The organism is Dyella sp. EPa41, from assembly GCF_016586165.1.
In the GTDB taxonomy this organism is placed as follows: Bacteria; Pseudomonadota; Gammaproteobacteria; order Xanthomonadales; family Rhodanobacteraceae; genus Dyella.
Map to the genome: position 1 here is coordinate 1 of NZ_BCPR01000076.1, position 22500 is coordinate 22500.

At 67.5% G+C, this 22500-nt stretch carries 22 protein-coding genes; 14 read left to right on the forward strand and 8 right to left on the reverse strand.

All coding sequences use genetic code 11. The features are described from left to right. From JMF82_RS18335 to JMF82_RS18350, 4 genes are all read right to left on the reverse strand, one after another. A partial coding sequence (locus JMF82_RS18335; protein ID WP_201315975.1) for a hypothetical protein occupies positions 1-261 on the reverse strand: 261 nt, incomplete at its 3' end. A 117-nt stretch (positions 262-378) separates the two neighbouring features. Continuing rightward, positions 379-1368, reverse strand: coding sequence for a FecR domain-containing protein (locus tag JMF82_RS18340; protein WP_201315976.1), 990 nt, complete (start codon positions 1366-1368; stop codon positions 379-381). Continuing rightward, positions 1365-1913, reverse strand: coding sequence for a sigma-70 family RNA polymerase sigma factor (locus JMF82_RS18345; protein ID WP_236585557.1), 549 nt, complete (start codon positions 1911-1913; stop codon positions 1365-1367). Before JMF82_RS18345 ends, JMF82_RS18340 begins: the two co-directional genes overlap by 4 nt. Continuing rightward, positions 1913-3046: a DUF535 family protein gene (locus tag JMF82_RS18350; RefSeq protein WP_201315977.1), complete on the reverse strand. Its 1134-nt coding sequence runs from the start codon at positions 3044-3046 to the stop codon at positions 1913-1915. Before JMF82_RS18350 ends, JMF82_RS18345 begins: the two co-directional genes overlap by 1 nt. A 187-nt stretch (positions 3047-3233) precedes the next feature. Here JMF82_RS18350 and JMF82_RS18355 point away from each other — a divergent pair, with 187 nt between their 5' ends. Beyond that, complete coding sequence (locus JMF82_RS18355; RefSeq protein ID WP_236585558.1) at positions 3234-4277, forward strand: sensor domain-containing diguanylate cyclase; 1044 nt, start codon at positions 3234-3236, stop codon at positions 4275-4277. A 126-nt stretch (positions 4278-4403) separates the two neighbouring features. On the opposite strand, the gene groL is transcribed toward JMF82_RS18355, so the two are convergent. Both groL and groES read right to left on the reverse strand, forming a co-directional pair. After that, positions 4404-6047, reverse strand: a complete 1644-nt coding sequence (gene groL, locus JMF82_RS18360; RefSeq protein ID WP_201315978.1) for a chaperonin GroEL — start codon at positions 6045-6047, stop codon at positions 4404-4406. 56 nt (positions 6048-6103) lie between these two features. Then, positions 6104-6397 carry a co-chaperone GroES gene (gene groES, locus JMF82_RS18365; protein WP_201315979.1) on the reverse strand — a complete coding sequence of 98 codons (294 nt, stop codon included), beginning with the start codon at positions 6395-6397 and terminating at the stop codon, positions 6104-6106. A 365-nt stretch (positions 6398-6762) separates the two neighbouring features. Here groES and cutA point away from each other — a divergent pair, with 365 nt between their 5' ends. Continuing rightward, positions 6763-7080 carry a divalent-cation tolerance protein CutA gene (gene cutA / locus JMF82_RS18370; RefSeq protein WP_201315980.1) on the forward strand — a complete coding sequence of 106 codons (318 nt, stop codon included), beginning with the start codon at positions 6763-6765 and terminating at the stop codon, positions 7078-7080. 531 nt (positions 7081-7611) lie between these two features. Here the strand turns inward: cutA and JMF82_RS18375 are convergent. Together JMF82_RS18375 and JMF82_RS18380 are read right to left on the reverse strand one after the other, a co-directional pair. Next, positions 7612-8601 (reverse strand): TlpA disulfide reductase family protein, encoded by a 990-nt coding sequence (locus JMF82_RS18375; RefSeq protein ID WP_201315981.1) that lies wholly within the window; start codon positions 8599-8601, stop codon positions 7612-7614. An 89-nt stretch (positions 8602-8690) separates the two neighbouring features. After that, positions 8691-10133 carry a PLP-dependent aminotransferase family protein gene (locus JMF82_RS18380; protein ID WP_201315982.1) on the reverse strand — a complete coding sequence of 481 codons (1443 nt, stop codon included), beginning with the start codon at positions 10131-10133 and terminating at the stop codon, positions 8691-8693. Positions 10134-10247: 114 nt separating this feature from the next. On the opposite strand from JMF82_RS18380, the gene JMF82_RS18385 reads away from it, so the two are divergent. The 12 genes from JMF82_RS18385 to purH all read left to right on the forward strand — a co-directional run bounded on the left by JMF82_RS18385 (position 10248) and on the right by purH (position 22124). After that, entirely contained in the window at positions 10248-10937 is a 690-nt protein-coding gene (locus JMF82_RS18385; RefSeq protein WP_201315983.1) for a glutathione S-transferase N-terminal domain-containing protein, read from the forward strand. A 148-nt stretch (positions 10938-11085) separates the two neighbouring features. Next, the gene (locus JMF82_RS18390) at positions 11086-12000 is read left to right on the forward strand and encodes a DMT family transporter (RefSeq protein ID WP_201315984.1); all 915 of its coding nucleotides are present in this window, start codon (positions 11086-11088) and stop codon (positions 11998-12000) included. A gap of 100 nt (positions 12001-12100) precedes the next feature. After that, positions 12101-14302 carry a protein-disulfide reductase DsbD gene (locus JMF82_RS18395; RefSeq protein ID WP_201315985.1) on the forward strand — a complete coding sequence of 734 codons (2202 nt, stop codon included), beginning with the start codon at positions 12101-12103 and terminating at the stop codon, positions 14300-14302. Then, positions 14299-14844 carry a TlpA disulfide reductase family protein gene (locus JMF82_RS18400; protein ID WP_307837991.1) on the forward strand — a complete coding sequence of 182 codons (546 nt, stop codon included), beginning with the start codon at positions 14299-14301 and terminating at the stop codon, positions 14842-14844. The genes JMF82_RS18395 and JMF82_RS18400 overlap by 4 nt, the downstream gene beginning before the upstream one ends. 151 nt (positions 14845-14995) lie before the next feature. Beyond that, a complete protein-coding gene (gene aroQ, locus JMF82_RS18405; RefSeq protein ID WP_201315986.1) occupies positions 14996-15451 on the forward strand; it encodes a type II 3-dehydroquinate dehydratase in 456 nt (151 codons plus the stop codon). A gap of 69 nt (positions 15452-15520) precedes the next feature. Next, positions 15521-15979 (forward strand): acetyl-CoA carboxylase biotin carboxyl carrier protein, encoded by a 459-nt coding sequence (gene accB, locus JMF82_RS18410; RefSeq protein WP_201315987.1) that lies wholly within the window; start codon positions 15521-15523, stop codon positions 15977-15979. A 22-nt stretch (positions 15980-16001) separates the two neighbouring features. Further along, positions 16002-17369 carry an acetyl-CoA carboxylase biotin carboxylase subunit gene (gene accC, locus JMF82_RS18415; RefSeq protein WP_201315995.1) on the forward strand — a complete coding sequence of 456 codons (1368 nt, stop codon included), beginning with the start codon at positions 16002-16004 and terminating at the stop codon, positions 17367-17369. Between the two features lie 46 nt (positions 17370-17415). Continuing rightward, complete coding sequence (locus JMF82_RS18420; RefSeq protein WP_201315988.1) at positions 17416-17766, forward strand: hypothetical protein; 351 nt, start codon at positions 17416-17418, stop codon at positions 17764-17766. 203 nt (positions 17767-17969) lie between these two features. Next, positions 17970-18875, forward strand: coding sequence for a 50S ribosomal protein L11 methyltransferase (prmA, locus tag JMF82_RS18425; protein WP_201315989.1), 906 nt, complete (start codon positions 17970-17972; stop codon positions 18873-18875). Between the two features lie 123 nt (positions 18876-18998). Continuing rightward, the gene (locus JMF82_RS18430; protein WP_201315990.1) at positions 18999-19787 is read left to right on the forward strand and encodes a zinc-ribbon and DUF3426 domain-containing protein; all 789 of its coding nucleotides are present in this window, start codon (positions 18999-19001) and stop codon (positions 19785-19787) included. A gap of 287 nt (positions 19788-20074) precedes the next feature. Next, positions 20075-20362 (forward strand): helix-turn-helix domain-containing protein, encoded by a 288-nt coding sequence (locus JMF82_RS18435; protein ID WP_051595647.1) that lies wholly within the window; start codon positions 20075-20077, stop codon positions 20360-20362. Positions 20363-20513: 151 nt separating this feature from the next. Continuing rightward, positions 20514-22124, forward strand: coding sequence for a bifunctional phosphoribosylaminoimidazolecarboxamide formyltransferase/IMP cyclohydrolase (gene purH, locus JMF82_RS18440; protein ID WP_201315991.1), 1611 nt, complete (start codon positions 20514-20516; stop codon positions 22122-22124). Positions 22125-22500: the final 376 nt, after the last annotated feature.

The window sequence follows — 22500 nt, forward strand, 5'->3', positions numbered from 1 at the left end:
TTCGAGTGCCGCCTGCGGCGTCAGCGTGCCGCTGGCGCCGGGTGAGCGAAAGCGCGCGATCGCGCAACCGGACGTCAGCACCTGCACGTTCGCCTGCTTGCCGAAGGCGATCAGTGCGGTGGCGAGGGGCTGCGCCGGGATGGCGAACTCGATGCGCGCCGGATCATCCACCACGCGTGCGGCGAAAGCAGCGCCCGGCATCGCCAGGTTCGCCGCCATCACCAGGCTGCCTGACAGCAGCAGCTTTGCACACGCCTTCATGGCATTCGCTTCCTGCGAGCGAAAACCACGAGTGTGACATGGGCTCAAGCGATTTTGTCGCCGCAACCGCGGGATGAACGCAATCTGACGCCAGCCTTGCCCGGACGCATCGCCACCTCAACTGGCGCCGTGCCTGCCCCGCGCATCCGACAACACGGTCTGCCCGCCGACTTCGCTGACCGTGAGCGGCAACACCTGGGGCAAGGCCTGCAGCCAGTCGTCGATGGCATTGGTCTTCACCGTGCCGGTGAAGGTCATCGACTGCAGCCCGGTGTCGGCGATGCGCACGGGATGCGCGCGATAGCGGTTGATGTTCGCCACCACGACCGACAACGGCTCGTTGTCGAATTCCAGCCGGGCGTACCGCCACGCGGCGGCCTGCGCAGGATCGGTGGCGGTGACATTGAGCGCGGGATGGGCGGGGTCGTACGACACGGCTTGCCCCGCCACGGCTTCGAGGCCGCGCCCCTCGCCGGATGCACTATCCACGATGCGCACGCGTCCTTCGGCCATGCTGATGGTGACGCGGTCGCCCGTGCGGCGGACGTCGAAGGCCGTGCCGATGTCTTCGATGCGAAGCTTGCCTGCATGCACCACGAACGGCCGGCTGGCGTTGTGCGCGACTTCGAAATACGCCTCGCCTTCGGCAAGCTCGACTTCGCGATGGCTGCGGCTGAAGCGCGCGGTGAGCCGCGTGGCGCCGCCCAGCGCCACGCGCGAGCCGTCATCCAGCGTGATTTCGCTTTGCGCGGCGATCGGCGTGGCGTACAGCTGTGCCGCGGGCGACCGCCCGAGCATCGACCAGCCCAGGTAGCCACCGGCGACCAGCAACGCGGCGGCAGCAGCGGCACTCAGCGGCCACCATCGGCGCGACCCCGTCGCCGGCGCGAATTCGGCCAGCAGGGCCGCGTGCGAAACCTCGCCCAGCGAGCCCAGTCGCGCCGCCAGTTCGGTGATGCGCTCGAAGGCGGCAAGGTGCGCGTCGTCCTCGTCGATCCAGGCAAGCCACCGTTCCGTCGTGTGCTCGCCGGCCTTGGCGTCGCGCAACCGCACCCACCAGTCGGCGGCGACGCGAAGATTCTGTTGATTCGAAGTGTTGGCCATCATGGCGTCTCCGGTTCGTCCACCCGCGCCCGGCAATGCGCCAGGGCGTTGGCCACGTGATAGCGCACCATGCGCTCGCTGATCTTCATGGCTCGCGCGATAACGGCGATCTCGCAGCCATCGATGACATGCATGACGAAGGCGCGGCCCGTCTTCGCCGGCAGCTCCCTCAGTGCACGCTGCAACGCATGCAGTTGACCGGTCGCCGCCGCGTGCCGCTCGGGGATCGGCGCGAGGTGCAGGTCTTCGTCCGGCGGCTGGATCGGGTTGTCGTCGCGTACCTTGCGCATGCGCAGGCGATCGACGGCCAGGTTGGACGCCACGCGATACAGGTAGGCACGCAGCGAGTCGACCTGCTCGGGACGCTCCATGGCAACCAGGCGCATGTAGGCCTCCTGCGCGACTTCCTGCGCATCGGAAAGCGAATGGAGACGGCACTGCAGGAAAGCCACCAGCGCGCGGTTGTGCTCGCGAAACAGCGTCGCGATGCGCAAGGCGTGGGCCGGGTCGGGGCTTGCCATGCCGGATACGTCGGCGGGTTTGTCCACTAGGCTTCCTCGGATACGTCCGGAAGCGGAAACGATGATTGTACTTCCGCATCCTCCACCGGCGTGCCGCGCCACCACGGCACCGGCCGCAGCGCGCAGTTCAACGATCGCACGGCATCGGCGCGCAGTTCCGCGCGACGGCGGAAGGCGGCGCGGTGCTTGCTTTCCACCTCGGCTTCGCTGCGGTGGTGCAAGGTCGGCGGCAGCACGAACCAGCCGTCGCCGGTGGAGCAACCACCCTGTTCGCGCCAGAACGCGTCGTAATCGGCCACGAAGCGAGTGCGCCCATGCAGCGGGTGGGCATCGTTGCTGATGCCAAGGATATGGCGTATGCCGCACTGTCCGGCCAGCGCGTAGGCCAGCTCCAGCAGCAGCTGCTTGGGCCGCATGCCATGCATCTGCCGGGTGAGCACGCGCACGTGGTCGCGCGCCTGCTCGCCGTCCGGCCCCTGGATGCAGCCGATGGCCATGGTGTTTTCGTCGATCACGGTCAGCACCAGGCGGTACAGCGCACGGCCGTCCGCATCGCCCAGTTCGATCGACAACTCGCCCTCGCATCCCATGGTGATCGGCGGGCGCAGGTGGAGCTTCAGCACGCTGCCGTCCTTGAGCGTCAGTTCGCCCAGCGTGGCACGTCCATGGACGTAGACCGACTCGAACAACGACTCGGGCCAACGCTGCAACAGCACGCGGTAGTGGTTCTGCACGCCGCGCAGGCGCGTCGCGCGGTGCCAGCCCCGGTGGATGAAGCGATGCAGGTGGCGCTCCTGCAAGCGCGGATCGCAGGCCACGCAGGCGCGCAGCAGCGGATGCGAAGCGAGGAACGCGAGGTAGCGTCGATGCTGCACCGGCAGGCTGGCGGCACGCACCAGGTATTTCGCGGCCATCACGGCGCGCTGCGCGGGGTGGCCCACCCAATCGTTGCGGCCGCGCAATGAGCGCCACCACAGCGAGGAACAGGTGCCATCCCTGGCGGCTCTCTCCCGTTGTCCAGCCGCCGACGGGCGCTCGGGCCTCGCCAGATGCAGTTCGCGCTCCAGGGAGCGTTGCGCCGCGTAGGCGCAACCGCTTGCCGCGAACACCAGGTTGGCGTCCAGGGGGTCCTCCCCCGGCAGAAGATTCCGTTCGTTCAAGGCGCGCGCGTCCCGCGTAGTGGCTGTGACAGGAGCCAAGACGTGCGAGATCACGAAAACGGAAATGCCTGCGGAAAATATTCCTGGTCTGGTGCCGCCATGGCATTGCCACGCTCGCCGGCCATGGTACTAATGAGCCGCGCCCACCCGGCGTTTGTTGTCCATCTGCCAATCAAGGCACACAGTCATGGTCGTGATGCCGCCCACGCCGTCTCTTCCCGCCAATTTCGTTGGCCGCCTGGCCGAATCGGTCATCCAGGCCCGCTCGCTGGAAGACCTGGTGCGACCGCTGCTGGAGCTGCTGCAGGCGGTCACGGGCCTGGAATCGACCTACCTGACGACCATCGACCTGGTCGCCGGCTCGCAATACGTCCTTTACTCCCGCAACACGCAGCGCCTGCAGATACCCGAGGGCCTGTCGGTGCCGTGGGAAGGCACGCTGTGCAAGCGAGCGCTGGACGAAGGCCGCGGCTACACCGATGACGTCGCCGAGTGCTGGGCCGACTCGGCGCCGGCGCGCGCGCTCGGTATCGCCACCTACGCCAGCACGCCGGTACGCATGGACGACGGCTCGCTCTACGGCACCTTGTGCGCGGCCAGCGACGAACGCAAACCGTTGGCCGAGGGCGCGGAACAGGTCCTGCAGATGTTCGCGCGCCTGATCGCCCAGCAGATCGAGCGCGAGCAGCTGGTGCATTCCTTGCGCCAGGCCAACGATTCGCTGGCGATCAGTGCCCTCGTGGATGCCACCACCCACCTGCCCAACCGGCGCGCCCTGATGGCCGAGCTCGGACGCCGGCGATCCGCGCTCGCGCAGGACGGCCGCGCGCTGGTGGTGGCTTTCATCGACCTCGACAAGTTCAAGGACATCAACGACCGGTACGGTCACGACGCGGGGGACCAGTTCCTTCGCGCCATCGGCGGCCGGCTGCAGGGCGCCATGCGCATCGACGACTTCGTGGCGCGCATCGGTGGCGATGAATTCGTGGCCCTGTCGAGCCCGCCGCGCGCCGACGCAGAGGCCGTGAGCGCGATCATCGAGGAGCGCCTGCAGGCGGCGACCACCGGAAACTTTCATCTTGCCGGCACGGTGATCGATTACGCCGGGCCAAGCATCGGCATCGCCGTGGCGCTGTCGGATGTACTTGATCCCGACGCGATGCTGGCCCAGGCCGACGCGGCGATGTACGTCGCCAAGCGCGAACGGCGGGGAAACCAGGCGCGACGCTGAGCTTTGTCGCTGGCCGCATGATCGCGTCGGCGGGTGCGCGGCCGGGGTCACGATGGTTTGGCCGTCCAAAAGAAAACCCCGCGCAAGGCGGGGTTTTCCTTGTAGCGATGCCTGGAAGGCGTGGACTTAGAAGTCCATGCCGCCCATGCCGCCCATGCCGCCCGGCGCACCGTGCGAATGGCCTTCTTCCTTCTTCGGCACTTCGGTCACGGCCGCTTCGGTCGTGATGATCGAGCCCGCCACGGAAGCGGCGAACTGCAGGGCCGAACGGGTCACCTTGGTCGGGTCCAGGATGCCGAAGGCGATCATGTCGCCGAACTCGCCGGTGGCGGCGTTGTAGCCAAAGTTGCCCTTGCCTTCCTTCACCGAGTTCAGCACCACCGACGGCTCGTCACCGGCGTTGGCGACGATGGCGCGCAGCGGGGCTTCCAGGGCGCGACGGGTGATGGCGATGCCCAGGTCCTGGTCGGCGTTGGCACCCTTCAGGCCTTCGATGGCCTTGAGCGAACGGATCAGGGCGACGCCGCCGCCCGGGACCACGCCTTCCTCGACGGCCGCACGCGTGGCGTGCAGGGCGTCTTCGACGCGGGCCTTCTTTTCCTTCATCTCGACTTCGGTGGCAGCACCGACCTTGATGACGGCCACGCCGCCGGCCAGCTTGGCCACGCGCTCCTGCAGCTTCTCGCGGTCGTAGTCCGAAGAGGTCTCTTCGATCTGCGCCTTGATCTGGCCGATGCGCGACTGGATGCGCTCGGCTTCGCCGGCGCCGTCGATGATGGTGGTGTTTTCCTTGGTGATCACCACGCGCTTGGCGCGGCCCAGGTCGGTGATGGTGGCCTTGTCGAGGGCCAGGCCCACTTCCTCGGAGATGACCACGCCGTTGGTCAGGATGGCGATGTCTTCCAGGATGGCCTTGCGACGGTCACCGAAGCCCGGCGCCTTCACGGCGGCGACCTTGACGATGCCGCGGATGGTGTTGACCACGAGGGTGGCCAGCGCTTCGCCTTCCACTTCCTCGGCGACGATCAGCAGCGGCTTGCCAGCCTTGGCGACGGCCTCAAGGACCGGCAGCAGCTCGCGCACGTTGGAGATCTTCTTGTCGTGGATGAGGATGAACGGGTCGTCCAGTTCAACCTGCTGCGACTGCTGGTTGTTGATGAAGTACGGCGACAGGTAGCCACGATCGAACTGCATGCCTTCGACGACGTCGAGTTCGTTCTCGAGGCCCGAGCCTTCCTCGACGGTGATCACGCCTTCCTTGCCGACCTTCTTCATCGCGGTGGCGATGATTTCGCCGATGGCGGAGTCGGAGTTGGCCGAGATGGTGCCGACCTGGGCAATGGCCTTGTCGTCAGCGGTGGGGTTGGAGAGCTTCTTCAGCTCGCCCACGGCGGCGGTGACGGCCTGGTCGATGCCGCGCTTGAGGTCCATCGGGTTCATGCCCGCGGCCACGGCCTTGAGGCCTTCCTGGATGAACGCCTGGGCCAGCACGGTGGCGGTGGTGGTGCCGTCGCCGGCGACGTCGGAGGTCTTGGAAGCGGCTTCCTTGACGATCTGCGCGCCGATGTTCTCGTACTTGTCGGCCAGTTCGATTTCCTTGGCCACGGACACGCCGTCCTTGGTCACGGTCGGGGCGCCGAAGCTCTTCTCGAGCACGACGTTGCGGCCCTTCGGACCGAGGGTGACCTTCACGGCGTTGGCCAGGGTGTTCACGCCCTTGAGCATGCGGGCGCGGACGTCTTCGCCGAAGCGGACTTCTTTAGCTGCCATTTCGTAATTCCTTCAAATGCGTTGAGTTTGGGTGGGAAGAGGTGCGGGAGAGGCGCTTAGCCTTCGATCACCGCAACGATGTCGTCTTCCTTCAGGAAGACCAGCTCTTCGCCGTCGATCTTGATTTCCTGGCCGGCGTACTTGCCGAACAGCACGGTGTCGCCTTCCTTGACCGACATCGGACGGACCTTGCCGTCTTCCAGGATGCGGCCCGCGCCGGCAGCGATGACCTTGCCGCGGGTCGGCTTCTCGGTGGCGCTGTCGGGGATGACGATGCCGCCAGCGGAAATGCGCTCTTCTTCGAGACGCTTGACGATGACGCGATCGTGCAGCGGACGCAGTTTGCTCATGGGATGGGCTCCAGCTTGATTGATGGTTGGAACAGACAAAGGGGTTACCCCGGAGCGGCGCCTGTTGACTGGCGCTGTTAGCACTCCCGGTAGGTGAGTGCCAATAATAACGACGCAAAGCCCCCCTGCAAGAGGTGCCGGTCCGGTGGCTGACCTCAGCAATGGGGGATTCGTTCAGGGCTTTCAAGGGCGCCGGCGCTTTTTTGCGCTTGCCGGCAGGAGCGCACCCAGTGCGCGATAGACGCCGGGGCAGGCCTCTGCGGATGTGGCCGCGCCATCGCTCCGTAGGCTTTTCGCGCACTGGGTGCGCTCCTACTAAAGAGCGGTGGGGTGCCCTAGAGGGCGGGCCGCGCTAGGCTGGGGCCATGCCCGACCCCGTCCTGCTCTGCTACTGCACCTGCCCCGACCCGGCCAGCGCCCAGGCCCTGGCCGATGCCCTGGTGGGCGAGGGCCTGGCGGCTTGCGTCAACCGCATCCCGGGTATCCGCTCCACCTACCGCTGGAAGGGCGAGGTGGTCACCGACAGCGAGGAGCTGTTGATGATCAAGACCACCGGACAGCGCTTCGCGGCCCTCAAGGAACGCCTGCTGGCGCTGCACCCCTACGAACTGCCGGAACTGGTCGCCGTGCCGGTGGCGCAGGGGCATGAGGCGTATCTGGACTGGGTGCGCGATCCGGGCTGATCGCCCGATCTTCCGCGGGGCAGCCCCAGTGCGCTGTTGGAGTGCACCCAGCGCGCGAGCACAGTGGCCGCATCGCTTTGCAGGCTTTTCGCGCACTGGGTGCGCTCCTACAGAGGTAGGAAGGAACTTCGCGAGCCCCGCCCCTCACCCCAGCCCTCTCCCCGGAGGGGAGAGGGAGAAGTGATGGACCGAGGCGGATAACGAAGTTGCTTTGAGTCCTCTTCGCTACGACGCGTTGCGCGTGTAGCCGTGCCGTTCGAGGTAGTAAAGAGCGCACCGCGGCTGGCCTCGGTCGGCCGACGCTCCTATCCCATGCACTGCCATGAGCCTTGGCTCTGAAGGCCATTTTCTTTGGGTTACTTTTCTTTTGGGCCAGCAAAAGAAAAGTGACTCGAGCGCCGGCAGGGGATCGAAACGCCCGCCGCGTAGGCGGCATGCTCGCGGAAGCGTGGCAACCGAAGGCAGCACCCCGCTCTCAGGAAAAAAACCATGCAAACCGACGCGAAAGGCTGTCGCGCACAGGGTGCGCTCCTACAGGGGAACGGTTGCCTCGTCCACCTCTTCCGTCCGCCGCAGCACCGTCCCCTGCCCATCCAGCACGATGACGGTGGGCACGTGCATCACGCGGAACCGGCGAAACAGCGCACCGCTGTCGTCCAGCGCCAGCGGCATGGCGACGTGATGTTCGCGCTGGTACGCGGCCAGTTCGTCACGATTGGCCCACAGGCCCGAGGCGATGCCCAGCCAGCGGGCGCCGGACCGGCGCGCCAGTACCTCGGCCCGTTCGCGCGCGACGCGGCAACCTTGGGCCAGCGCGGGGCGGCTCGTGGCGAGGTAGGACTCGCACCACGGCGAGAGAAACAGCAGCATCGTCGGTTGCCCCGGCGCGGCACCGAAGGCGGGCACCGACCTGCCGTCGAGCGTATGCACATCGAACGCGGGCACGCGATCGCCGACGTCGTAGTGCGGTTCGTCCTTCGGCGCCACGGCGGCGGCCACCTTGGCCGATGAATTCGTCCGTGCCTGCGCCAGCGCGGCCTCGAGTCTGTCGTTGACCTCGTGGCCCACGTAGAGGATGCGTCCGTCGCGCCCGATCACCACGTGCTGCGGCGTCACGCGCAGGTGGAACGCCTCGCCCAGCGTGCCGTCGTCGAACACGATCGGCATGCCCAGGCCCACGGCCTGCCGGTATTTGCGCACTTCTTCCACGCTGTCGTCGAAGCCGACATCGATGGCGATGACCGCCATGTCGGGGCCGGCCTGCTCGAAGCTGCGCTCGAAGTGCGGCATCTGCTCGCGGCAGGGCACGCACCAGGTGGCCCAGAACTTCAGGTAGACGGCTTTCTTGCCGTACAGCGCGCCGAGGTCGATGGTCTGCCCGTCGATGGTCTTCACCACCATGCGCGGCGCGGGCTGGCCGATCAGGCTGCGGCCGGCGGATTCGGCGCGCGCCTGCCCCGTGTCGGAAGCATGCGCGAGCGCACAGGACAGAAGCAGGCATAGCAAGACGATGTAACGCACGGCGGCCTTCCTTGATGGGGAGGCGCCATGCTCCGCCGGGCATCGACCGCCGGACAGGACCAGTTGCCGGAGAATCGAGGGAACCAGCCTCAGCGGCTCGCCTTCAACAGTCGCCCCAGCGCCTGCGTGGCCTCCTCCATCCGCGCCACCGGCAGCATGCCCAGGCCGAACACCAGTCCGTTGGGTACGTCCGTGCCGATGGCATAGCCGGCCAGCGCCTCGATCCGCATGTCCTGCGCCGCCGCCTGTTGCACCAGCTCGCTGGCGTCCAGATCGGGCGGCAACAGCGCGGCGACGTGCAAACCCGCGTCGGAGGCCTGCAGCGAGAGCCGTTGGCCCGCGTGGCGCGCCAGGCCGTCGATCAATGCCCCGCGGCGTTCGGCATAGATGCGGCGCATCTTGCGCACATGACGGGCCAGATGGCCCTCGGCGATGAACAGCGCCAGCGTGTCCTGCGCCAGCACGTCGCAGTGCCAGTCGCTGATCTGCCGCACCTGCGCCAGCGCGGCCATCGCCCAGGGCGGCGCGACCACATAGCCCAGCCGCAGCGCGGGAAACAGGCTCTTGGAAAAGGTGCCCACGTAGAACACCAGGCCCTCGCGATCGAGCGTCTGCAGCGCATCCAGCGGGCGGCCTCCGTAGCGGAATTCCCCGTCGTAGTCGTCCTCGATGATCACCGCGCCGTGGCGCCGCGCGAAGTCGAGCAAAGCCATGCGGCGCGCCGGCGACATCACCATGCCAAGCGGGAACTGGTGCGACGGCGTTACGTAGATCACGCGCGCGGCAGGCGGTATCCGCTCCACGATCAACCCTTCCGCATCGACCGGCACCGGCACGACGCTGGCGCCGGCCGCCTCGAACGCGGCCCGCAGCGGCGGGTAGCCGGGATCTTCCACCGCGACCACGGTACGACCCGGCGTGACCAGGCAGCGCGCCAGCAGGTCGAACGCCTGTTGCGCGCCGCTGGTGACCACGATGTCGTCCGCGCCGCAGGTCACCGCGCGGGCGAAGGAAACGTGCCCGGCGATGGCTTCGCGCAAGGCCAACCGACCGGCCGGCGCGTCGTAGACCGCCGGCGTGCGCGACAGGCTGCGCAATGCGCGTGCCGACAACCGGCGCCAGGCATCGAAGGGAAAGCGCGAGGCATCCGGCAGGCCCACGCAGAAGTCGTAGCGCACCGGCAGCTTGCCGCCACCACGGACCGGCCTGGCCACGTGCCGCCAGCGCGCCGCGAGCCGACGGTCCCCCTCCTCGTCGCCCGGCGCCGGCGCCTTCTTCTTCGCCAGGCCCTGGGCCACCGCATAACCGGAGCCATGGCGGGCCGAGACGTAGCCCTCGCTGAGCAGGCGGTCGTACGCCGCCACCACCGTATTGCGTGAGATGCCCAGCGAACTTGCCAGCGCACGGGTGGAGGGCAGGCCCTGCCCGCCCGCCAGGCGTCCGTCGAGAATGGCCGCACGCAACTGGCCGTGCAGCGCCTCCAGGCGGCCGCGGCTGGGGATGTCGAGCGGAAAGGCGAGCGGCTGATCCATGGTGCCGGCGTCCGGGCAGTGACTGGTCCTGAAGATTTCCCCTGATCTGGATCTTTTTCAAGACCAGTGGAACACCCACACTAGGCCTACCGTCCCCGCCGGAGCGTTCCACCCATGATCGAGCTCTATTTCGCCGCCACCCCCAACGGCCTCAAGATCAAGCTGTTCCTCGAGGAAACCGGACTGCCCTACTTCATCACCCCGGTCAGCCTGAGCAAGGGCGAGCAGTTCCAGCCGGCGTTCCTGGCCATCTCGCCCAACAACAAGATCCCCGCCATCGTCGACCACGCCCCCGCGGGCGGCGGCGCACCCATCACGGTGTTCGAGTCGGGCGCGATCCTGCAGTACCTGGCGGAGAAGTCCGGGCAGCTGATGCCCACCGATAGCCGCGGCCGGCTCGAGGTGCTGGAGTGGCTGTACTGGCAGGTCGGCGGCCTGGGGCCGATGGGCGGACAGGCGGGCCATTTCCGCGTCTACGCGCCGGAACCGGTGCCCTATGCGGTGGACCGCTACACGCGCGAGGTGGCGCGCCTGTACGGCGTGCTCGACCGCCGCCTGGCGAATCGCGAGTTCATCGCGGGGGCGTTTTCCATCGCCGATGTCGCGTGCTATCCGTGGATCGTGCCGCACGAAGCGCATGGACAGACGCTGTCCGACTTCCCGAACCTGGAGCGCTGGTTCATGGCGATTTCGGCCCGCCCCGCCACGCAGCGTACCTACGAAGGTGTCGAGAGCAGCTACGCGCCCAAGCAGCCGCTGTCGGACGAGGAACGCCGCGTGCTGTTCGGCCAGGGCAAGCGCTGAAGACTGCTGACAGGTTCTGACACCATGGACGGCTAGCCTTCTTTATGAAGACCGATCTTCAAGACCGACGTCGTAAAGAAGCCGACACCTCCACGCCCGTCATTCCTGCGAAGGCAGGAATGACGGGCAAAACCAACGAGTCCTGCCCATGAAAGCCTCCGACACCGTCGCACTGCTGTTGCTGGGAGCCATCTGGGGCGCCTCGTTCCTGTTCATGCGCATGGGCGCGGACGAATTCGGCGGCATGGCGCTGGCCGGCATGCGCGCCATCGGCGCGGCGATCTGTTCGGCGCCGCTGCTGCTGTCGCGCCAGCGGCTCAGGGAAATGGCGGTGAACTGGCGCCCGATCCTGATCGTGGGCCTGGCCAATTCGGCGCTGCCGTTCGTGCTGTTCTCCTATGCGGCGAAGAGCCTGCCGGCCGGCGTGTCCGCCATTTCCGATGCCATCGCGCCACTGCTGGTGGCGCTGTCGGGCTGGATGCTGTTCAGCGAAAAGCTCAACGCCACCCAGGCCAGCGGCCTGGTGATCGGCTTCACCGGCGTGGTGTGGCTGGTCGCGGGCACCGTGGGCTTCGGCCACGGCGTGGGCGCATCGGGCTGGGCCATGGCCGCCTGCGTGGGCGCGAATGTCTGCTACACGGTCGGCGCCCATGTCAGCCATCGCACCCTGCGCGGCGTGACGCCGCTGAGCGTGGCCACGGGCAGCCAGCTGGTCGCCGCGGCGGTGCTGCTGCCCTTCACCGTATGGATGTGGCCGGCGCGCATGCCGGGCGTATCCGCCTGGGTGGCGATGTTCGGCCTGGCGGCCATCTGCACCTCGCTGGCCTACGTGCTGTTCTACCGCCTGATGGCCCGCGTGGGCGCTTCGCGCAGCATGGTGGTGCTGTTCCTGATCCCGGTGTTCGGCGTGGTGTGGGGCCTGCTGTTCCTGCATGAGCCGGTCACCCTGGCCATGGCGGGCGGCTGCGTGGTGATCCTGCTGGGCGTGGCCTTGACCACCGGCATGCTGCGTCTGCGTAACCGCGGGGCAGGCTTGAGCGAAGTGATGACGGAACACGCCTGAATCCGGATGGTCCATCCCAGGTCCAGCTCCCCTCCCCAAGCTGGGTCATAATTCCCTTTCGCCTGCGCCACGGCGCGGGTCTCTCCCTGCTGGAGCCGCAATGCGCCTGATCCGTCCCGGCCGCCTGGCCGCCTGTCTCACCGCCCTGCTCTGCCTGCTGTCGATCGCGCTGCCGGCGCTGGCGCAGGACGACCTCGACGGCCTGCTGCCGGTGACCGAGGCGTACAAGCTCAGCACCGACACCTCCACGCCCGGCGTGCTGAAGCTGCACTGGACCATCGCGCCCGACTACTACCTCTATCGCGGCCGCATGAAGTTCAAGGCCGGCGACGGCGTGACGCTGGGCGAAGCGAAGTTCCCCGACGGCGAGAAGCACCACGACGAATACCTGGGCGACGTGGAGATCTATCACCACTCGATCGATGCCACCCTGCCGTACACCGCGACCGGCGCCACGCGGCTCAAGCTGAGCGTGCAGTACCAGGGCTGCCACGAGGTCGACCCGAAGATCTGCTATCCGCCGCATACCGAGCAGCTCGACCTGCCGCTGCCGGCGGGCGCGGCCTCGGCCGGCGGCGACGGCTCGCTGGGCGCCGCGCTGGGCAAGCTGGGTTCCAACCGCGCCAGCGATGGCGGCGCCCTGCCCGCGGAACAAGCCTTCCACCTCGAAGCCCTGGCCAAGGACCACCAGCATCTGCTGCTGCGCTGGACCATGCCCAAGGGCTACTACCTCTACCGCGACCAGACCGCGCTGAAGCTCAAGGACGCCGATGGCCTGGGCCTGGCCAAGCCCGGGTGGCCTGCCGGCGTCGAACATGAGGACGCGCATTTCGGCAAGACCACGGTGTATTTCGATCAGGTCGAACTGCCGGTGCTGATAGAAGGCGATGCCTCGGGCCGCTCGACCGTGAACCTGGAAGCCAGCTTCCAGGGTTGCCAGGACGGCGGGCTGTGCTATCCGCTGATGACCCGCACGCTTGCCATCGACCTCGGCGGCGCCGCGCCCACCTCGGGCACGGCCAGCGAACCCGCACCGGAGATGCCGCCTGCCGAACTGGCCGGGGGCGCGTTGCAGGGCAGCCTGGTCTCCGCGCTGCTGCTCGCCCTGGTCGGCGGCCTGGTGCTGAACCTGATGCCGTGCGTGCTGCCGGTGCTGTCGATCAAGGCCGTGGGCCTGCTCGAAAGCGGCGAGAGCCATGCCAAGGCGCGCTCCCATGCGCTGTTCTATACCGCCGGCGTGCTGTCGACCTTCGCGCTGATCGGCATCGCCATCGTGGCGCTGCGCTCGGCCGGCCACGCGCTGGGCTGGGGCGCCCAGCTGCAGCAGCCGCTGGTGGTGGGCGTGCTGGCCTGCGTGATGCTGGCCGTGGGCCTGTCGATGTCCGGCATGGTGCAGTTCGGCACCTCGCTGGGCAACGTGGGCTCGTCGCTGGCCGCGCGCTCGGGCCACGCGGGCGATTTCTTCACCGGCGTACTCGCGGTGGCCGTGGCCAGCCCCTGCACCGCGCCGTTCATGGGCAGCGCGCTGGCCTATGCGTTCGCCGCGCCGATGGTGCACGCGCTGCTGGTGTTCCTGATGCTGGGCATCGGCCTGGCGCTGCCCTTCCTCGCCGTCGGCTTCGTGCCGGCGCTGGCGCGCCTGCTGCCGCGCCCGGGCGCGTGGATGGAAACGCTCAAGCAGGTGCTGGCCTTCCCCATGTACCTCACCGCCGCCTGGCTGGTGTGGGTGCTGGCGCACCAGCGCGGCGCCGACGCGGTGGGCCTGGTGCTGGTGGCCGCGGTGCTGTTGGCGGCCACGCTGTGGTGGTTCGAGCGCAGCCGCTCGCGCGGCGGGCTCAGCAAGGTGTTCGTGGCGCTGCTGGCCGTACTCACCCTGGTGCCGCTGTATTACCTGGCCCACGTGCCGCCGCCGGCACAGGCGGCGACCGTCACCGAGGGCGTGGTGGCGTATTCGCCCGAGAAGCTCGCTGAACTACGCAAGGCGGGCACGCCGGTGTTCGTGGACATGACCGCGGACTGGTGCGTCACCTGCAAGGCGAATGAACACGCCGTGCTCGACACCGAGGCCTTCCGCGAGCTGCTGAAGAAGACCGGCGCCGTCTACATGAAGGGCGACTGGACCGATGTGAACCCGACCATCGCGGCCTTCCTCGCGCAATACCACTCGCCGGGCGTGCCGTTGTACGTGGTGTTTCCGAAGGACGGCGGCGAAGGCCGCAAGCTGCCCACCGTGCTCACCGCTTCGCTGGTCGAAGCGGCGCTGACCAAGGCCGCGGGCACGCCGGTCGCCAGCAATCCATGATGCTGAGCCGCAGCAACTGGATCATCCTGGGACTCGCCGTGGCGGTCGCCGCCGCCGGCGGCTGGCTGCAGCACGCCAGCCGGCGCGCCCATGCGCCGGCCGGTGGCCCGGCGATCGAAACGGGATCGATCGCCCCGGATCTTTCGTTGCCGGGGGTCGACGGCAGGCAGCACCGGCTGTCCGAGTTCCGCGGGCGCCGCGTACTGCTCAACTTCTGGGCCACCTGGTGCGCCCCCTGCCTGACGGAGATGCCGGCCCTGGTGCGGGCGCAGGCGAACGTCGGCGAAAAGGGAGGCATCGTCGTCGGCATCGCCATGGACGATCCGGCGCGGGTCAAGGCCTTCCTCGCCAGCCATCCGGTGAACTATCCGGTACTGATCGGCAGCCTCGAAAGCCCGAGCACGTCGCTTCAACTGGGCAACGTCGGCGAACTGCTGCCCTACAGCGTGCTTCTGGACGAAAACGGCCGCGTGCTGGCCACGCGCCGGGGCGTGCTGGACGGCGACCAGCTGCGGCAGTGGCTGGCGCCAACGGCGCCCTGATGCGGTTTCGGTCGCCATACGTCTCCGCACGGTGAAACCTTAACTTCTCCTTCAAACATCGCCGAACTGCGCCGAACTGGACAAGAACGGTCGGCGCGCGCACACTCCGCGCCGGACGCCGCTCATCCCGGCTCGAATCCAAGGTAACGGCGTGGCGAAGATCCTGGTCCTGCATGGACCCAATCTCAATCTGCTGGGCGTACGCGAGCCGGAGGTTTACGGCCGCGACACGCTGGGCGATATCGACGCCTTCCTGGTGCAGCGCGCGCAAGCCGCGGGCCAGGAGCTGGAAACCTTCCAGTCCAACGCCGAGCACGCGCTGATCGACCGTATCCACCAGGCGCGCCTGGACGGCACGGCGATCATCCTGATCAACCCCGGCGCCTTCACGCACACCAGCATCGCCTTGCGCGACGCGCTGGCCGGCGTGGCGATTCCCTTCATCGAGCTGCACCTGTCCAACGTGCATGCCCGCGAGGCATTCCGCCACCACTCGTATCTCTCGGACATCGCCGTTGGCGTGATCTGCGGCTTCGGCCCGGACAGCTACCGGCTGGCGCTGGATGCCGCCCTGCTGCGCCTGGACCGCAGCGGCGCGGCCTCCTGACCGGCCTCGGCCGACCCACATTCCCATCCGGCCGCTCCGGCGGCCCCACGAACGAAAAAGGTTTGAACCATGGACCTGCGCAAGATCAAGAAGCTCATTGACCTGCTCGAGGAATCCAACCTCGCGGAACTTGAGATCAAGGAAGGCGAAGAAGTCGTCCGCCTCTCGCGCGTGCCCAAGGGCGGCGTGACCGTGGCCGCCGCGCCGATCATCCAGGCCGCCCCCGTCGCCGCGGCACCCGTGGCCGCCGCGCCGGCCGCCGAAGCCGCACCGAGCGCCCCGGCCCTGCCGGCAGGCCACGTGGTGAAGGCGCCGATGGTCGGCACCTTCTACGCCTCGGCCAGCCCGGGCGCCCCGGCGTTCGTGAAGGTCGGCCAGCAAGTCAAGGCCGGCGAGACGCTGGGCATCATCGAAGCGATGAAGATGTTCAACCAGATCGAAGCCGACGTGGCCGGCACCGTGCAGGCCATCCTGCTCGAGAACGGCCAGCCGGTGGAATTCGACCAGCCGATGTTCGTGATCGCCTGAGCGCGGGCTGACCCTTATGCCCATGCTCGAAAAAGTCGTCATCGCCAACCGCGGCGAAATCGCCCTGCGCGTGCTGCGCGCCTGCCACAGTCTTGGCATCAAGACCGTGGCGGTGCACTCCACCGCAGACCGCAACCTCAAGCACGTCGGCCTGGCCGACGAGTCGATCTGCATCGGCCCCGCGCCGTCGGTCGACAGCTACCTCAACATCCCGCGCATCATCGCGGCTGCTGAAATCACCGACGCCCAGGCCATCCATCCGGGCTACGGCTTCCTCTCCGAGCGCGCCGACTTCGCCGAACAGGTGGAACAGTCGGGCTTCATCTTCATCGGCCCGACCGCGGACGTGATCCGCCTGATGGGCGACAAGGTCGAAGCGATCCGCGCCATGAAGGCCGCCGGCGTGCCGTGCGTGCCCGGCTCGGGCGGCCCGCTCGGCGACAACGTCGACGAGAACATCCGCATCGCACGCGAGATCGGCTATCCGGTGATCATCAAGGCCGCCGGTGGCGGCGGCGGCCGCGGCATGCGCGTGGTGCGCACCGAGGCCCACCTGGGCAACGCCATCACCATGACCAAGCAGGAAGCGAAGGCCGCTTTCGGCAACGATCAGGTGTACATGGAGAAGTTCCTGGAAAATCCGCGCCACGTGGAAATCCAGGTGCTGGCCGACGGCCAGGGCAACGCCATCCACCTGGGCGAGCGCGACTGCTCCATGCAGCGCCGCCACCAGAAGGTGGTGGAGGAAGCGCCCGCGCCTGGCATCACGCCGGAACTGCGCGAGCAGATCGGCAAGGTGTGCGTGGAAGCCTGCCTGCGCATCGGCTATCGCGGCGCCGGCACGTTCGAGTTCCTCTATGAAGACGGCCGCTTCTACTTCATCGAGATGAACACCCGCATCCAGGTGGAGCATCCGGTGACGGAGCTGATCACCGGCATCGACCTGGTGCGCGAGCAGCTGCTGATCGCCGGTGGCGAGAAGCTCTCGATCCGCCAGGAAGACATCAAGATCCAGGGTCACGCGATCGAGTGCCGCATCAACGCGGAAGATCCGGACAGCTTCCTGCCCTCGCCGGGCACGGTGAAGCGCTTCGAAGCGCCGGGCGGCCCGGGCGTGCGCGTGGACACGCACCTGTATGACGGCTACCGCATCCCGCCGAACTACGACTCGATGATCGGCAAGCTGATCGTGCATGGCCCGGATCGCGAAACCGCCATTGCGCGCATGCGCCTGGCGCTGGCCGAGACGGTGATCGAAGGCGTGAAGTGCAACATCCCGCTGCAGCAGCGCATCATGGCCGACGTCGGCTTCCAGCAGGGTGGACAGAACATCCACTACCTGGAAAAGCGCATGGCCGAGCAGAAGGAAAAGGCCGCGACCGGCGGCTGAGCCTTGCCGGCGAGCCGCCCGCGCGGCTCGCCGGTGTCGTTCCGACATGTCCCAACTGCTGACGCTTCCCGACGCGATCGACGCGATCACCGCCGCCTTCGACGAAGGCGATGGCTGGGATCGCTACGCCTGGGTCTATATCCGCGGCGATATCACATCGCCCGAGTGCCGCCTGTATCTCTCGCACGTCGCCGATGAGGACGACGCGCTGATCGACGACAACGGCGAAGCCCTGCCGGCGTTTGCCGCGCAGCATCACCTGCATCATTTCCTTGAAGCCACCGACTTCGTCGAAGTCCTGTTCGTGCAGCGCAGGCGCAAGCCCGATTCGGGCATCGCCGACTTCATTCGCGCGCTCGACCACTACCACCGCCACGACGCCTTCCTGACCCTGTAGGAGCGCACCCTGTGCGCGATCAGGGCCGCAGGGTCGCCGCGACCAATGGTTGCCGCGATGCGCTGCGATCGTGCAGATCGCCTGCTGAGGCAGATCGTTAGTCCGCGGTCGCGCACTGGGTGCGCTCCTACGAGGGGAGCCGCGGTTTAGCGCCCGACTTCCACATCGGCGACAATATGCGCCTTCACCCGCAGGAACCCGCCATGCCCTGGCTCGAACTCATCCTTACCGTCCGCTCCGAACAGCAGCCCCGCGTGGAGGAGGCGCTCGATGATCTCGGCGCGCTGTCCATCACCCTGCAGGATGCCGATGCGGAAACGCCGGACGAGCAGGCGATCTTCGAACCCGGCGTGGGTGAGCTGCCGCTGTGGCCGACCATCACGCTCAACGCGCTGTTCGACGCCGACACCGACCGTCGTGGCCTGAGCGAAGCATTGGGTGACCTGCTGCCCTGGCTGGAACCGGACCACATGCAGTTCCGCGACGTGGCCGACGAAGACTGGGAGCGCGCCTGGATGGACCAGTTCAAGCCGATGGTCTTCGGCCGCCGGCTGTGGATCTATCCGTGGAACATCCAGCCGCCCGCCGACGAGGACATCGTGGTGGTGCGCCTCGATCCCGGCCTCGCCTTCGGCAGCGGCACGCATCCCACCACCGCGCTGTGCCTGGCCTGGCTCGACAGCCTGGACCTCCAGGGCAAGCGCATCGTCGACTTCGGCTGCGGCTCGGGCATCCTCGCCATCGCCGCGCTCAAGCTCGGCGCCGCCAGCGCGGTGGGCGTGGACAACGATCCCCAGGCGCTCACCGCGTCGGCCGACAACGCCGAGCGCAACGACGTCGCCGACCGCCTCGCCCTGTTCCTGCCCGAGGATCTGGAAACCGAGCCGGCCGACGTGTTCATCGCCAACATCCTCGCCGGCCCGCTGGGTGAACTCGCGCCGACGTTCGCCGCCGCGGCCAAGCCCGGCGCACCCTTCGCCATCTCCGGCATCCTGCATGGACAGGAAGAGGAACTGCTGCAGCGCTACGCGGAGTGGTTCGACGACTTGCGCGTGGACACGCAGGAAGACTGGGTGCGCATCAGCGGTCGCCGCCGAGGGAAGCACTGACGCCGCGAGCCTTGGCGCGGCCGATGCCGGAGCTGAGCGCCTGTTCACGATCCACGCATGCATGCGCGTGATTTGTCGGCACGCCTGCACTAGGCTTGCCGGAGCTGGATATCCGCGGATCGCATGTACGCCCAATGCCCTGACTGCCTGACCGTGTTCTCGCTGAACACGGAAACGCTTGCGCAAGCGCGCGGCGAGGTCGTGTGCGGGCATTGCGACGCGCCGTTCGATGCGCTGGCCAGCCTGAGCGAGCAACTGCCGCCCGAACCCTTCCATCTCCTGCCATCGCGCAGCGTATCGGCGCCGCCACGGCTGGACCTCGCGGTCTACCGCCCGCCCGCCGAGATGCCGGCGGTGATCGAACAGGTGACCCCGCAGAGTCACGCCGGGGATTTCGACGATCTCGTGGTGGCGCCCCGCTTTGCGCGGCAAAAGGAGCGCAGCGGCCGGCGCTGGCCATGGGTGACGGCATGCACCTTGTTGATGCTTGCCCTCGGCGCGCAGGTCGCCTGGGCCAAGCGCGACTTCCTGATCAGCGACGCCACCATGGGCCCCCTGCTGCGGGAGGCCTGCAACAGCGTCGGTTGCCAGTTGCCCCTCGTCCAGGACACTTCCAAGCTGAGCCTGCTCGCGCGCGACGTGCAGGCCCATCCGTCCGTGCCGGGCGCGCTGATGATTACGGCAAGCCTGCGCAACGATGCCGACTTCGCGCAGCCTTATCCCGTGGTGTCGGTCACGCTGTCCGACGCGAACGGCAAGCGCCTCGCCATGCGCAGATTGCGTCCCGGCGAATACCTGGGCGATGCCAATGTGCTGCAACGCGGTCTCGCACCCGGCGCCACGGCGGCGCTGATGCTCGAAGTGGAAGATCCCGAGGGCAAGGCCGTGGCATTCGAGTTCGGTTTCGAATAGCCGTCCATTTGCGCGAACGGCGCAGGTGGCATCCGCTGGCGGGCCGCAAGCCACCCAGGCACATCCCGTGCCATCGACGCTGAATTTTGTCCATAGGACATTTCCCCGATGGCTGCAGGGACACATCTATCCGACAAATAGGGACTTAAAATTGTCGGCCCGCGAGGGTAAACTCGGTCCTTCGTCCTTACTGCTGCACCCGGCGTTCCATGCGAGCCGCCGCCCGCGGTATTGCCATAACCAATTGCGACGGCCTATGTAGCCGGCGCGTTAGAGCGTGAGGGGAAATGTCAGTGAATGCCGTAAGACTGCCTGCCAACGAATCTCCCAAAGAGCATTCGTCGCAGAGCGCGTTGAGCGAATGCGTCACCCGCACCGTACGTCGCTATCTCGCCGACATCGGCGATACCGAGTGCGACGAGGGCCTGCATGCGCTCGTCATTCGCGAAGTCGAAGGCCCACTGCTGCGCGAAGTACTGGCCTGGCACGACGGCAACCAGAGCCGCGCCGCGGCGGTACTCGGCATCAATCGCGCCACGCTGCGCAAGAAGCTAGCCGCGCACGGCCTGCTGTAATCCAGCCCCCGCGGCACCCAATCCGGTGCATCTCCGTTGCGGGCGGCCACCGGGCCGCGGCGTTTGGCCGTCCATCCGTTGACGGCCGCCTTTGCCGACGGCCCGGCTCCAGACCGCTATAATGTGCGGCTTCCCCGTTATGGAAGCTGCCATGTCTGCCCCTGCTTTGACTCCCATTCGCCGCGCGCTGATCAGCGTATCGGACAAGACCGGACTGCTCGAACTGGGCCAGCGACTCAGCAAGGCCGGCGTCGAGCTGCTTTCCACCGGCGGCAGCGCCAAGGCGTTGCGTGACGCCGGCATCGCGGTGAAGGACGTGAGCGAGCTCACCGGCTTTCCCGAGATCATGGATGGCCGCGTGAAGACCCTGCACCCGAAGGTGCACGGTGGCCTGCTCGGCCGGCGCGGCACCGACGATGCGGTCATGGCAGAACTGGGCATCCAGCCGATCGACCTGCTGGTGCTCAACCTCTATCCGTTCGAGCAGACCGTGGCCAAGCCCGACTGCACGCTGGAGCAGGCCATCGAGAACATCGATATCGGCGGCCCGGCCATGCTGCGCTCGGCGGCCAAGAACTGGAACGACGTGGGCGTGCTCACCTCGCCCGACCAGTACGAGGAAGCGCTCGCTGAAATCGAGGACAACGGCGGCCTTTCGCGCGCCACGCGCTTCAAGCTCGCCGTCGCCGCGTTCAACCGCGTGTCCAACTACGACGGCGCGATCAGCGATTACCTCTCGGCGCTCAAGCTCAACGACAACCTCGACGGCATCGCCGGCCACGAGGCTTTCCCCGAGCAGGCCAACGGCCGCTTCGTGAAGATGATGGACCTGCGCTACGGCGAAAACCCCCACCAGCAGGCCGCGTTCTACCGGGACCTGTACCCGGCCCCGGGCACGCTGGCCACGTTCCGCCAGCTGCAGGGCAAGGAACTCTCGTTCAACAACATCGCCGACTCCGACGCCGCGTGGGAATGCGTGCGCAGCTTCACCAAGCCGGCCTGCGTGATCGTCAAGCACGCCAATCCGTGCGGCGTGGCGGTGAACCTCGACGGCATCGGTCGCGCCTACGATCTCGCCTACCAGACCGACCCGACCTCGGCCTTCGGCGGCATCATCGCCTTCAACCGCGTGGTCGATGCGGCCACGGCGCGCGCGATCGTCGAGCGCCAGTTCGTGGAGGTGGTGCTGGCGCCGGGCTACGAGGACGATGCGCTGAAGGCGTTCGCCAAGAAGGCCAACGTGCGCGTGCTAGAAATTCCCGCGCCGGCCGATGGCGACCTCAGCAAGGCGCATCCGGGCAACGACGTGCGCCGCGTCGGTTCGGGCCTGCTGATCCAGACCGCCGACCGCGCGATGGTGAAGGCCGAAGACCTGAAGATCGTCACGAAGCGCGCGCCGACGCCCGCCGAAATCGACGATCTCATCTTCGCGTGGAAGGTGGCCAAGTACGTCAAGAGCAACGCCATCGTCTACGCGAAGAACCGCCAGACCATCGGCGTGGGCGCCGGCCAGATGAGCCGCGTGTACAGCGCGAAGATCGCCGGCATCAAGGCCGCCGACGAGAAGCTGGAAGTGCGCGGTTCGGTGATGGCCTCCGATGCGTTCTTCCCGTTCCGCGACGGCATCGACGCCGCCGCAGCAGCGGGCATCAGCGCCGTGATCCAGCCGGGTGGCTCCATGCGCGACGCGGAAGTGATCGCCGCGGCGGACGAGCACGGCATGGCCATGGTGTTCACCGGCATTCGCCATTTCCGCCATTGAACGGATGCAACCAAGACGGGGCCCCACGGCCCCGTTTTTCTGCCTGCAGCCGCCACTGTCTGTAGGAGCGCACCCAGTGCGCGACAGCCTTTTGCGGGGGGCTGCATGGTTGTGGCTTTTGTTAGAGCGTAGGTGTTGCCTTCGGTAGCCACACTTCCGCTAGGTTGCCGCTTACGCAGCGGGCGTTTCGACGTCCTGCCGGCCGCCGAGTCACTTTTCTTTTGCTGGCCCAAAAGAAAAGTAACCCAAAGAAAATGGCCTTGAGAGCCAAGGCTCATAGCAGTACGGGAGATAGGAGCATCGGACGACCGAAGTCAGCCGGGATGGGCTCGTTGCTACCTCGAACGAAGCGGCTACACCGCCACGCGCCGAAGCG

Coding starts and splice junctions, on each gene's coding strand:
- groES (WP_201315979.1), bottom strand. CDS start 6,397: ATGAGCAAACTGCGTCCGCTGCACGATCGCGTCATCGTCAAGCGTCTC.
- JMF82_RS18390 (WP_201315984.1), top strand. CDS start 11,086: ATGAAAGCCTCCGACACCGTCGCACTGCTGTTGCTGGGAGCCATCTGG.
- JMF82_RS18385 (WP_201315983.1), top strand. CDS start 10,248: ATGATCGAGCTCTATTTCGCCGCCACCCCCAACGGCCTCAAGATCAAG.
- prmA (WP_201315989.1), top strand. CDS start 17,970: ATGCCCTGGCTCGAACTCATCCTTACCGTCCGCTCCGAACAGCAGCCC.
- JMF82_RS18420 (WP_201315988.1), top strand. CDS start 17,416: ATGTCCCAACTGCTGACGCTTCCCGACGCGATCGACGCGATCACCGCC.
- JMF82_RS18355 (WP_236585558.1), top strand. CDS start 3,234: ATGGTCGTGATGCCGCCCACGCCGTCTCTTCCCGCCAATTTCGTTGGC.
- purH (WP_201315991.1), top strand. CDS start 20,514: ATGTCTGCCCCTGCTTTGACTCCCATTCGCCGCGCGCTGATCAGCGTA.
- JMF82_RS18395 (WP_201315985.1), top strand. CDS start 12,101: ATGCGCCTGATCCGTCCCGGCCGCCTGGCCGCCTGTCTCACCGCCCTG.
- accC (WP_201315995.1), top strand. CDS start 16,002: ATGCTCGAAAAAGTCGTCATCGCCAACCGCGGCGAAATCGCCCTGCGC.
- groL (WP_201315978.1), bottom strand. CDS start 6,047: ATGGCAGCTAAAGAAGTCCGCTTCGGCGAAGACGTCCGCGCCCGCATG.
- JMF82_RS18400 (WP_307837991.1), top strand. CDS start 14,299: ATGATGCTGAGCCGCAGCAACTGGATCATCCTGGGACTCGCCGTGGCG.
- JMF82_RS18435 (WP_051595647.1), top strand. CDS start 20,075: ATGTCAGTGAATGCCGTAAGACTGCCTGCCAACGAATCTCCCAAAGAG.
- accB (WP_201315987.1), top strand. CDS start 15,521: ATGGACCTGCGCAAGATCAAGAAGCTCATTGACCTGCTCGAGGAATCC.
- cutA (WP_201315980.1), top strand. CDS start 6,763: ATGCCCGACCCCGTCCTGCTCTGCTACTGCACCTGCCCCGACCCGGCC.
- JMF82_RS18340 (WP_201315976.1), bottom strand. CDS start 1,368: ATGATGGCCAACACTTCGAATCAACAGAATCTTCGCGTCGCCGCCGAC.
- JMF82_RS18380 (WP_201315982.1), bottom strand. CDS start 10,133: ATGGATCAGCCGCTCGCCTTTCCGCTCGACATCCCCAGCCGCGGCCGC.
- JMF82_RS18430 (WP_201315990.1), top strand. CDS start 18,999: ATGTACGCCCAATGCCCTGACTGCCTGACCGTGTTCTCGCTGAACACG.